Source organism: Leptospira borgpetersenii serovar Javanica, assembly GCF_003046425.1.
GTDB classification, from domain to species: domain Bacteria; phylum Spirochaetota; class Leptospiria; order Leptospirales; family Leptospiraceae; genus Leptospira; species Leptospira borgpetersenii.
Genome location: NZ_QAJG01000038.1, coordinates 12,501 through 23,492, shown reverse-complemented (window position 1 = coordinate 23,492; position 10,992 = coordinate 12,501). Strand labels below are relative to the sequence as shown.

Annotated in this window: 9 protein-coding genes and 2 pseudogenes (1 of these 11 cut by a window edge); 9 read left to right on the top strand and 2 right to left on the bottom strand. The window is 38.2% G+C overall.

What is annotated here, in order from left to right; translation table 11 throughout:
• Positions 1-122 (bottom strand): annotated as a pseudogene (locus tag CLV95_RS19550) (IS630 family transposase); the annotation flags it as partial.
• A gap of 403 nt (positions 123-525) precedes the next feature.
• Between CLV95_RS19550 and CLV95_RS17685 the strand changes: the two are divergent.
• The 3 genes and pseudogenes from CLV95_RS17685 (at position 526) to lsa26 (ending at position 3,142) form a co-directional block, all read left to right on the top strand.
• Positions 526-1,102: pseudogene (locus CLV95_RS17685) on the top strand (DUF1564 family protein).
• A 233-nt stretch (positions 1,103-1,335) separates the two neighbouring features.
• A complete protein-coding gene (locus CLV95_RS17680) occupies positions 1,336-1,854 on the top strand; it encodes a DUF1564 family protein (protein WP_016748908.1) in 519 nt (172 codons plus the stop codon).
• Between the two features lie 544 nt (positions 1,855-2,398).
• On the top strand, positions 2,399-3,142 hold the full coding sequence (gene lsa26 / locus CLV95_RS17675; RefSeq protein ID WP_002725246.1) for a surface adhesion protein Lsa26: 744 nt from the start codon (positions 2,399-2,401) through the stop codon (positions 3,140-3,142).
• 253 nt (positions 3,143-3,395) lie between these two features.
• On the opposite strand, the gene CLV95_RS17670 is transcribed toward lsa26, so the two are convergent.
• Positions 3,396-5,234 (bottom strand): M23 family metallopeptidase, encoded by a 1,839-nt coding sequence (locus CLV95_RS17670; RefSeq protein ID WP_002733055.1) that lies wholly within the window; start codon positions 5,232-5,234, stop codon positions 3,396-3,398.
• Positions 5,235-5,251: 17 nt separating this feature from the next.
• Between CLV95_RS17670 and lptE the strand changes: the two genes are divergently transcribed.
• The 6 genes from lptE to nadC form a co-directional block, all read left to right on the top strand.
• Positions 5,252-5,812, top strand: coding sequence for an LPS assembly lipoprotein LptE (lptE, locus tag CLV95_RS17665; RefSeq protein WP_002733012.1), 561 nt, complete (start codon positions 5,252-5,254; stop codon positions 5,810-5,812).
• A 30-nt stretch (positions 5,813-5,842) separates the two neighbouring features.
• Complete coding sequence (locus CLV95_RS17660) at positions 5,843-6,325, top strand: Fur family transcriptional regulator (RefSeq protein ID WP_002725263.1); 483 nt, start codon at positions 5,843-5,845, stop codon at positions 6,323-6,325.
• Entirely contained in the window at positions 6,322-7,446 is a 1,125-nt protein-coding gene (gene tgt / locus CLV95_RS17655) for a tRNA guanosine(34) transglycosylase Tgt (RefSeq protein ID WP_002733113.1), read from the top strand. The genes CLV95_RS17660 and tgt overlap by 4 nt, the downstream gene beginning before the upstream one ends.
• A gap of 69 nt (positions 7,447-7,515) precedes the next feature.
• The gene (locus CLV95_RS17650; RefSeq protein ID WP_002725296.1) at positions 7,516-7,851 is read left to right on the top strand and encodes an STAS domain-containing protein; all 336 of its coding nucleotides are present in this window, start codon (positions 7,516-7,518) and stop codon (positions 7,849-7,851) included.
• A gap of 47 nt (positions 7,852-7,898) precedes the next feature.
• Positions 7,899-9,551 (top strand): lipoprotein LipL71, encoded by a 1,653-nt coding sequence (locus CLV95_RS17645; RefSeq protein ID WP_002733034.1) that lies wholly within the window; start codon positions 7,899-7,901, stop codon positions 9,549-9,551.
• A gap of 944 nt (positions 9,552-10,495) precedes the next feature.
• A protein-coding gene (gene nadC, locus CLV95_RS17630; RefSeq protein WP_002725224.1) for a carboxylating nicotinate-nucleotide diphosphorylase crosses the window boundary here: on the top strand, positions 10,496-10,992 show its 5' portion. The gene runs 418 nt beyond the window's last position; only the first 497 of its 915 coding nucleotides appear in the window; the start codon lies at positions 10,496-10,498; its stop codon lies beyond the right edge, outside the window.

Sequence of the window (10,992 nt, the reverse complement as noted above, 5' to 3'; positions counted from 1 at the left end):
TTACTGACCCCAAGTTCTTTGGCTACTCCATAACATGTATAACCCTTCTCAAGTAAACGAATTCCATTCTGTCTTCTTTTCTCTAAATCCTTGAGGCTCTTTTGGTTTTTGTCATTTCTCACATTACCATCTCTTTTTATTTCTTATTTACGGGTACTCATTTTTATAGGGATCAGTAAACGATTTTATCGTTGCTAACTCTCATAGAGTTCTAAGGTTTTAATTTTACACCGCCTCACTTAGCCACCCAAAAGATTTGAATGATTTTAGAAAAGTCCATTCTCATTTTATTGCATTAAATCTAAGAACTTGTCCCAAAAAATCAGCACAATCGTTTCATAAGTCCGTAATAGAGCGTGAAAATTCCCGCAGATCTGAGGTTTTTGGACAAGTTCTTAGTAGTATCTTATAATGGGTCGGAACTACAGCCTATTCTTCGAAAAAGAGAAAGTTCTAAATCTAAAAAATTAAAATTTTTTCATAAAATCTCGAATGATTACATTTACTAGGACAACCGTAAGGGGTATGGCAAATACAAAAAATCAAAATCATTCTCAACATACCCGCTGGCTAACCAATACATATAAGGTAAAATCATCTTCTGAGGAACCTAATTTACGATTAAAGAGAGTCGCTCCTTCTGATTTATGGATTCCGAAGCAACAAGTCTCGAACTTAACGAAACGAATTTCTAAATTCGGGTGCTTGAAAACTGCTCTACATTTTCTTTTGAAGAGGAATCGAAATCGATTACATTCTATTTTTGCTTATTCTGAAAACGAAAAGACTTTATATCAAAAAACTGAACTTGAACTGGTGCGCTTTTCCTTTCGACCAGATTCTGCGGATTGGGCGGAACTTAGACTTGCAGCTCGTTATTACGGTGTTTCCATTTGTAATTTTTTCGTTATGCTCCTTGTTTGACGAAAATGAAAGTGTGGGAAAGATTGAAACTTCCTGGAAAGATTTTAGCAACCAAAAAGTTGAGGATTCAGAAATTTTTTTTATTCAACAAATTTTCTCAAAGAGGAAATCTATCTTTTTTTCAATTTCAATAGATTTTAATAATTCTCGAGAGTCCCCAGAAAGGTCAACTGTGTAAAACGGCAATTATACACAGTTGTTCGGAATTTTTCTTTGGACGGTCTTCCGACCTAAATCACAATTAAAAACAAGCATCGGATTGAAATTGTGAGGATTTTAAGGAAAAAATATATAAAAACAGAATATTATAATATTTGATCAAAGAAAAAAGTTGGATTCAAAAAAAATTTAAAAGGAGATTTTTTTTCAAAAAGCGGAGCCGATTGAACGATTCTCAAAACCGTTACCGGTATGAAGACAAAAAAAACAAAACAACCAATTAGACACTTGCGTTTATTGAAACCAAGCCGTTCTGGAAGGACGCAATCTGATCGGGAAGCTATTTTAGTTTTGGATTCTCAAAGGAATCTGAAAAAGTTGGGTTCTCCAGCAGATTTCAATATTCCTAAAGGATTGGTTCCATACTTAAACAGAAAAATTCATGACGTGGGTTCTTTGAGGCTACTTTTGAATCAATGTATTTATAAAAAATGGTATTTGTTATCGATTCCAAAGCAAATTCCAAGAGATAGGATTGGTTATCAAAAACAAAAGCTCGAATTGAAACGATTTTCTTTTCGACCTTTTGAAGATGATTGGATAGAACTTAGGAGACTTGCTTTTCTTCATAAGGTTTCGATGTGCAAAATGTTTGTCAAACTACTTGAAACGGATCTTTACCCGGAACTCAAATATGCAGAAAAGCTGGTTCAAGATGAACTCCAGAGCTTACATGCCAATCAAGTAATAAAGCAAAAGACAGGAACTTAAATAATGTGAATTCGATATGAGAAAGTTTGGGCGAATGGCTCGTGAGCTGAAACTAAAGTACTGCTTTACTACGGATCGTAGCATAATAATCCTTTCACATTTGTTATGTCGGACTCACGTTAAATAACGAGAAGCCTGTTTGTTATTCTAAAAAAGTCGAGGAACTGTTCAAAAGTAATCACAGCTTTCCCGAAAACTCAGATTTTTATTGCAGGAGACTTCAGGATTTGGAAAATTTGGTGGGCATTTACTTCTCAAAATTCAAATGACGTTTTCCAAGAATCACGTTATAAATTATGATGGATTCTTCAGCGTTGGGGTTCTAAACAAGTTGTAGTCATCAATTGTTAAATACTACAACCTTTGTAAGAAGTAGGGGACTTTGATAAATGTTTTTTCCGGAAATCGGTCGAACATCTAATGCTGTTAAGGTGATACGGTTTTTTAGGGTAATTTTTTGAATCGATTAAATATTTCTTGAAAATGAAATGTTATCCTTACATTGTTTCAATTTTAAAAACTTAAGAAAATTTTGGAGTGTATAATGTTCAGGAATTTAAAAAGAAATAGCGTTTTGTTTTTCTGTATCGGATCTTTATTTTTTTCTTTTTCTTCGGTTTTCGCTTTAGGAACTTATTCGGAAGGTTGGGCGGTTGTGAGACTGATTCAGTTTGAAAGTCGCGGAATCATTTTCGATTCCCATGAAGGTCTTTTAGAATTTACCACTTATGATAAATCTGAAAAGTGTGAAGCGTCAAAAGATGAATGTTTTACTCCTTTGAAAGAAAAGATCGAATTTTCCGTTCGCCCTGAAAATGGAGAAGTCGTAAATTTTTTAAATAATAACGTAAACCAGGAGATTTTAGTTCAGTATAGGATTCATAAAATTGAGCCAATTGCTCTTTCTACGGATTTTGAAGTAATCGGAGCACAAAAACAAATTACTACGATTCCAAAAGAGGCGCCGGATAAAATTATCGTGAATAAATCTGGATCAAGAAGAAATTTTTCTGTTTCTGGAAGAATTCTTAAATTAGAATATCAAGGAACTATAATTGGGACTTATGAGGGTTTGTATCTGGATGAAGTTCGAGGCAAGGTCCACCCTTTTTCTGTAACCAATGAGGAAGTTGCCGCATTTGCTTGGAATACGATGAAATTCGGAACTAAATATTATATCGGTGTTTCCGTTGCCTTTGCGACCGGTTGGAGAAAGTCGGATTATGATATTTTTGAAATTAATTATAATTCTTCCGCCGGAGGGGTATATACGGATTCAAAGAAGTAACTGAATTTCTTTAAGGGGACCTCTATAAAGTAGATTTTAGAATTCTTGAATGTCGTAAACAGTACAGTGATTTCAACATAGGAATTCTTTACAGCGCGTCCCAAAATTCCAATTTACTTTGTCAGAAAGATCAAGCTGCAAGGTTCTGTTGTTTTTTGATTTTATAGAGGTTTCTTAAAGAAGTCGGTTTACCGACCTCTTTAAGAAAGAATCATTCGATAGACGAAGGGCTGTCGAAGAGCAGTACTAAAATTTATCCTTGATCATTCCTCGGTATTTTTTCCAAATCAATAAGGTCGGTTAACCAGTCAGAAAGGTTACCGGCTCTATCTTTAATTCTTGCTTGAAGTAAAAGTCTTCTTTTGAATTTTCCAAAAGAATTTGGAATTTTGACAAGGATTACTTTACGATCAGGTTCAAATTCGTACGGAAATATTTGACCATCTAAAAAAATTTCGGCTCCACCCGCATAACCTGAACCGATGTCGGATATAGAATACATTCTTTCTATCACTGCAGATGGTCGGACCTCCGGCGTAAATCTATGACGGGAAATTAAAAATGGATGATCGATTCTGGGTTTGGAACGATCTTCTAAAACGGCAATGATTCCGATCTTATTCAAGACTGCGCTTGTTCCTCCGTTTTCAGAAGTCGTTTTTAGAATAATCCAGTGTTTGGTGCCTTCTTCGAGTAAATAGAGGTTTTCCCCTTTACCAAGTTTTTTTCCTTTCCATAGAAATTTTGCATCCCCCGACCAACTAATTCCGGTCGATTCGATTTCGATGAGTTCGCTTTTTAAAATCAAACCTTCGGGTAACAGGTTTTCGCGAGGAGTTCCGACCACTTCAAAAAGAATATTTCCTTTTCCGAATGTATTACCTTTTGGAGTTTTGAGCAGGAACCTACTATCTTGAGAGGAATATTCCGTCGGGGTTGTTTTCGTTACATGTCCTTTGAAACCGGAATTGAAAATTTTGAATTTTAAGGAAGAGCGATTATTTTCTTTGTCTTCGGCTATAATTTCCAAAAGGATTTCTTGGTTTTCCGAAAATCCTCTCAGGTCAATGCTGGATTTAAAAGAAGGAAAAAGATTATAAACATAAACAGGGGGATTGAGTGATGAACGATTTGAATCATAAATTGATTGATGGTCTTTTGCTTCAGCATAACTCATCTTTTCGAATTTCCTTTCATAGAGATTTTTACCGTCAAACATCAGTTTTGCGGAGTAAAGGTTGTTCTTGTTGTGAGAGTTCATTCTGTCGAATGCACCGAGTTTGATTCTCACTTCCCCACCGAGTTTCAAAAGTTCGGAATTATTCAATTCATAAATTCCATCATCTTTTTTTTTAAGAGGAATTCTAAATTTTTGGCCGTCTGAAGAATCGATGTATAGAACTAGTAATTCGGGCGGAGTTTTGTCTCGATCGTTCATCTTAAGATATGCAAGCGGGTTGAACGTGCTTCCGTTTCCGTGAAGTTCAAAATGTAAATGGGAAACTCCTGTTCCTGATTCTCCGATTCTTGCAATCGGTTGTCCTTGTTTTATGGAGAATTGGTGGTCTAGAAATTTTACGGAAAAGATTCCATCGTTTAGAAGATGAAGTGCTTGTCTTAGATTTTCTAGTTCTTTCTTGACGCCTTCTAAATTGAATAGATGAGCGAATTTAGCCCGTAATCCGGAAGAAGAACGAAGTATTAAGTTGAGTCCATACCCTGTAGGAGATTCGGAGACGGATTCCACAATCCCGTCAAAAGGAGCGATAGCCGGAAAACCGTTGAGATGAAAGGTTTTAAAATCGGCTCCCATGTGGAGGTGATGTATTCTATATTCTGCAAAAGAACCGGAGACCGGAGTTTGAATTTCCATTGGAAATTGAAGTTTTCCTTGTAACTCGGGAAAAAGAAGTGATTCCGGTCGGTCTTCCGCTTTCAAACCGTTCACTAGTAAGATGAAAGCAAAGAAAAGAACAGTATAAGTCGAAAAAGCAAAGAATCTTTTCATCTTCCGAAAAAACTGAGCCGAAAATCGGAATTTGTAAAGCCGAAAAGGAACCGTAAAAAACTCCTTGCACGGAGGTCCGACCACAAAAGACCTTTCAAACTATGTTTATTGCCCGACTGGCGGTCCTGATTGTAGTCGTATTACAACTGTATCACTGCACTTATTTCATGAGAGAACCCGGAAATCCTCCGAAAATCGACGGAATTCCGATTCCGGATGATCAGCGAAGACTTTATGTCCAAAATTTCAGAAACAATTCGTACGGAATGGGAATCCAAACTTTACTTACCGAACTCGTTCGAGCGGAGATAGATACCAGAGGAAGATTCCTTCAAACTAGAGAAAAATCAATCGCAAGTTATCGGCTTTACGGAGAAGTAGTTCACTATCAGCTTGTTGGAAATTTACTCGATCAAGGGGGACAATCTATTTCTAGAGAGATGCTCGTGATTGTTCGACTTGAACTTCAAAAGGTGGGAGGGCAAAAAATACAATTAGAAAGAGAGGAAATCCCGGTAAGAATCATATATTCTGATCAAGTCGGATTTAGGGAGAGCGAAATTCAGGCTCAGGCCAGACTTTTGAAAATTATGGCGATTCGAATTGCGGAAGAGGTGGAACGAGCTTGGTATTTTTCTATTGCCGGAAAGATCGATCCCTGATAATCTTGACCCGTTCTTGGATAATCTAATATGAATCGAGAAAAACAGGAAGCAATTCTAAACAAAGCGGAACCCGCGGTCCGTATGGAAATGCAGACCTTTTCGGAATATCTGCAGAAAGAAGGTCTAAAGATTACTAACCAGAGAATGCTGGTTGCTGAGAGAATTTTTTCCCTTCACAATCATTTCACAGCGGAAGGGCTTTTAGAGGAATTCAAGGATCAAAGAGATCAAATTTCCAAAGCTACAATTTATAGGATTCTTTCCATTATGGTTTCTGCGGGCTTATTGCAAGAGCATAATTTCGGAAAGGATTATAAATATTACGAACATATCATAGGACACAAACATCACGACCATATCATCTGTACGGTCTGCGGAAAAATCGTGGAATTTATGGATGAAAGAATCGAACAACTTCAAGAGCAGGCCGCAAGAGAAAACGGTTTTAAAATCACGGGTCATAGTCTTAACATCTATGGAACTTGCAACGAACATACTGCCGGTAGATGATTTTTCAGACCACTTCCGAAGATCTTCGAACTAGAGCCAGAACCGGAATTCTAAATCTCAACGGAGTGAAGCTGGAAACTCCGGTGTTCATGCCCGTAGGGACAAGGGGGGTCGTAAAGACCATTTCTGCCGACGACCTGGAGGAACTTGAGTATTCTTTAATATTAGGAAATACTTATCATCTTTATCTCAGACCCGGTACTGCCGTGTTGGAACGTTTTGGGGGGCTTAAGAAATTTTCGACCTGGAAACGGGCGCTTCTTACCGACAGCGGAGGTTATCAGGTCTTCAGTCTTAATTCTCTATTTAAGTACGAACAAGATGGGGTTCGTTTTCAATCTCACATCGACGGAAGTAGGCATTATTTTACTCCTAATTCAGTAATCGACATACAAAGGACTATCGGCTCCGATATCATGATGGTATTGGACGATTGCGCTCCTTTTGATTCCAGTCAGGAAAGACTAAGACAATCTTTGGACCGAACACATCGATGGGCGGAAATGTCGGTGGAATATTGGGAAAAGAATAAGAATTCCTCCCATCTTTTCGGAATCTTTCAAGGTGGAATTGATCTTGGTCTTCGATTGGAAAGTTTGCAAAAGATCGTCTCTCTCCCATTCGATGGAATTGCAATCGGAGGGCTTTCGGTCGGAGAACCACGTAAGGATTTCATCCGAATTTTAGAAGGAGTTTCCGCTTATACGGATCGAAGTCGTCCTCTCTATTTGATGGGAGTCGGAACCGTTCCAGATATTTTGGATGGAGTAAAGAATGGAGTTGATATGTTCGACTGCGTGCTTCCGACTCGAAATGCAAGGAACGGTCAAGTTTTTACATCTTTAGGAAAAATTAATCTTAGAAATGAAAAATGGAAGAATTCCGATGTGCCTATAGATCCGCATTGTGGTTGTAAGGTGTGCAAAAGATACAGTATCGGATATATCAGACACTTACATCATGTCGGGGAACTTACTGCATTTTCTCTCTCAACATATCATAATTTGTATTTTATGAAAAATTTTCTTTCAGAAATTCAGAAGTCCATTCAAGCGGGTGAATTTTTAAAGATCTATGCCAAGTGGAAAAATTTGTATGAAAAGCCTGAATTTTCCGGTTGACTATTTAAAGAATCGACTTTCCCTTAGTAAGCTGGCTGGAAAGAAATAGGAAGGAGTTGCTGAGCATTTATGGAAATAACCAGAAGAGAAAGCGGGAACATTGTCATTCTGGACATAAACGGAGAAATCGATCTCTACAATGCCCCAGAAATTAAAGATGTCATCGCTAAACTCATCGAGGAACAGAAATATTATACAGTCATCAACTTGGAAAAAGTTTCCTACATTGACTCTTCTGGTATTGGCGCTCTCATTTCCAGTCTTTCCAATCTGAAGAAATATCAGGGCGGACTTAAAATTATCAATGTCTCCGGATCCGTAAGAAAGGTGTTCGAGCTGACTAAGCTGACTTCTTTCTTTGAGATTTTTGATAATGAGGCAGAGGCAGTGTCTGCCTTTAAATGAGATCGGATCCAAATTCTATCCTACCTTTTCTGAAATCTGGTGCTGCAATGAAATCAACTCAAAGAAAAATACTTTCTTCTTTTATAATCCTACTTGCAGGATTTTTTATTTCCTGTGGAGCTGAACTTCCGATTCAGGAGTTAAGTGATGCGAAAAATTCCATCACAAGAGCGAAGTCCGCAGGTGCTGAAAAATATGCCCCGGCAGAGTTGGAAGAAGCACGTAAAAACTTACTGACTGCACATCAAAAGGCGTCGGAAGAAAACCTTGCAGAGACAAAAAAATCCGCATTATATGCGAGAGCAAAAGCTCTGGATGCTTCTGAGAAATCTTTTCCGTTTTCCGTAGATGAGGTTCGCAAAGAATCCGGTGTTGCGATCGAATCGGCTGAAGAGGCTTATGCTTCTCAACTCGCTTCAGAACCTTATAATACTTCCGTACAACTTCGTAAAGAAGGTGATGCGCTTCGTGAAACGGCGGATCGTACTTTAGAGTCTTATCCTAAAGAATCCGGAGATGATGGAAAACTGAGGATGAGACTCGCGGCATTCGATCAATACGAAGCTTCTCGCCAAAAATATGTGGATTCTAGAAAAGCTGCAGACGAATCGAAAGTGTTAGCACTTTCTCAGAAACAACAATTAATCGATTCCCTTGCGGATATCGAAAAAAATTTAAACGATGCGGATAAATACGCAGAAGGAAAAGATCCGGAAGTTGCTGAAACGAGAAATCGTTTGGAATCCGCCAAGGCCAAGATCGAAGAAGGAAAGATTAGGGATGGATATGCGGAGATCGATGATATCCGCAAAAAGTCAGGAGAACTTGTTGCAAAGAATATAAAGGTTTATGCTGAAAAGCAGAAGGAACTTGCAAAGCAGAGTGTAGCCTCAGCCACTACAAAATTGGCCTCTTTTGATAGAAATAAGATCAATGCATCTAGAGATTTTCAGGTTTCTTACCAAAGAGCAGAGGAAAACCTGAAGGCCGCGGAAGAGTCCAGAGTATCTGCGGAAGATTTGTTTGCTTCTGAAAAATACGAGGATTCGATTTCTCGTTCCGAAGAAGCGATCCGTCTTTCTAGAATTGTAGTAGATCAAGTTATTGAACTGGCTGAAAGAATAGAAAGAAAAATGGCTAGTGATAGTATTGCGGGCCGTGATACAAAAACCGGAACTGATGGCCAAAAGGATTCTAAAAATCAATCCACAACAACGGATGCTAAAAATTCCTCTACAAAAGTAGGGAAAGATGGTTTGCCGGAAGGTTGGAAACGTTATGTGGTTCGTAAAAAAGTTCCGGCCGATTGTCTTTGGAGAATTGCAAAGGATAAAAGACATTATGGAACTGCGAAACTGTGGAGAAGAATTTATGAGGCAAATCGTAGTAAGATCAGAAATCCGAATTTGATTTATCCGAAACAAGTGCTGTTGATTCCACCTAAAAAAGGCCCCACTCAACTTAACAAGGCTCAGGATTCGCGTAAAAAGAAACCTGTTGCAGAAGAAGTAGAAGCGATTGAAGCCGACCAGAAACCTGTGTCTTCTGCAGAAGAGTCCGAATCCGGGGACGCGGATAATAAGAAAAAGGCTGAAACAATGACCCCTCCGGCGACTGAAGACGAGTCTGCGGAAAATGATGAAGTCACTCCTGAAGAAGAAAATGGAGGAGAGGAAGAAAATCCGGAAAACCTTCAATAAAAAGAAGTTAGAAGATTCATTTTTGAAAAAAGGCTCGGTTATTGAATACCGGGCCTTTTTTATTTGTGAGCGGAGTTCCGACCTGTAATATCGAAATATCGTATCTATCTTACATTTAAGAAATTGTTCCTGAAATGGGTTTTAAAGGACCTTTTTCTGCTTTTGGAAAGAAGATTTGTCTTTCTTATAAGAGAAACTGAAATTCTTTCCTAAATATCTAAGAGCCCGTCTTAAACCTCAGATTTTATATTGTAAAGGTTTCCGGAGTTATGGAACTGAAACGCGGTTTGTTGTGGTGTTAGAAGCATAGGATTTTTGAATCGATGTTTTCCACGTGTGCGTAGAAGGTCGTTACTCCAACCACAAGAGAAAGTTTTGAAATTGAAGTGGTTTTAAAGATCACATTGGTTCAACAGGAAGGCGTTATACATAAGGATTTTTTTTCAAGGTAATTCAGAGATGTCGTTTACCGAACTCAGGAAAGTAATCAGCTTGAAGAACGTGATATGATCGAATTCATCTTTTTAAATATGCAAAACGTTCTTGATGAAATTGTTCGTTTTATGGAAAAAAGTTTTAGATTTTATCAGACAAAATGGCGCCCCTTCTGGGCTTGAAAAACGTGGGTTAGATGCAAGCATTAACCGCAAGACAAGAAAACCAACAGAAGGAACTAAAGAAATAGTCTCAAAATTAAGGAATTTCCACAGATTGGCAGTTTATCGGTTTTCGAATTAGCCCTATTGTTGGAACATTCTCGAAGGAGTTCCTACATTTTTGTTTAACTAAAGCGTCTCACTCGACGGGTTTTGAGACAAGTTCAAATTGAATGAAGATAAAAAGTAGAAAGTAAGCGGGCTTGATTATATCTGTGCTTCGGTAATATTCTTGCGAAAATATATAACGACCGTTTATTTTGAGATTATAACCGGAAATTCACTTGATTGTGGTTTTCCGATCGTAAAACTCTCTTTTGGATTCAAATGAAACGTGCCTATACTGATCCGGTTTCGTCCGTAAGTTACCAAGACTATGAAACCTTGGTAAAACTCGCTTGGGAAGAGGATTGTCCGGAAGAAGATATCACATCCGTTTCTCTCTTTACTCCTGACCAGAAAGCTACGGCGAGTTTGAACGCGCGAGAGTCCGGAATCCTTTGTGGAATTGGTGTATTAGAAGTTCTAAATGTTCTTTCGGAAAATCAAATCCATTCGGAACTTTTGAAACAAGATGCGGAGAGTTTTCAAAAAGGTGATACCCTTTTGAGAATTCAGGGCAATCTCGTTCAAATTCTCAGAATAGAACGAATTTTATTGAACTTTCTTCAGTATCTTTCCGGAATCTCTACTCGAACTGGAGAAGTCGTCCAAAAATACGGACGAAAAGGTCTGATGATTTTCGATACGCGTAAAACCCTTCCGGGGTATCGCAAACTCGCAAA

Excerpts from the sequence above, each read along its gene's own strand:
- CLV95_RS17680 (WP_016748908.1), top strand. The coding sequence starts at position 1,336 with ATGAAGACAAAAAAAACAAAACAACCAATTAGACACTTGCGTTTATTG.
- lsa26 (WP_002725246.1), top strand. The coding sequence starts at position 2,399 with ATGTTCAGGAATTTAAAAAGAAATAGCGTTTTGTTTTTCTGTATCGGA.
- lptE (WP_002733012.1), top strand. The coding sequence starts at position 5,252 with ATGTTTATTGCCCGACTGGCGGTCCTGATTGTAGTCGTATTACAACTG.
- CLV95_RS17660 (WP_002725263.1), top strand. The coding sequence starts at position 5,843 with ATGAATCGAGAAAAACAGGAAGCAATTCTAAACAAAGCGGAACCCGCG.
- tgt (WP_002733113.1), top strand. The coding sequence starts at position 6,322 with ATGATTTTTCAGACCACTTCCGAAGATCTTCGAACTAGAGCCAGAACC.
- CLV95_RS17650 (WP_002725296.1), top strand. The coding sequence starts at position 7,516 with ATGGAAATAACCAGAAGAGAAAGCGGGAACATTGTCATTCTGGACATA.
- CLV95_RS17645 (WP_002733034.1), top strand. The coding sequence starts at position 7,899 with ATGAAATCAACTCAAAGAAAAATACTTTCTTCTTTTATAATCCTACTT.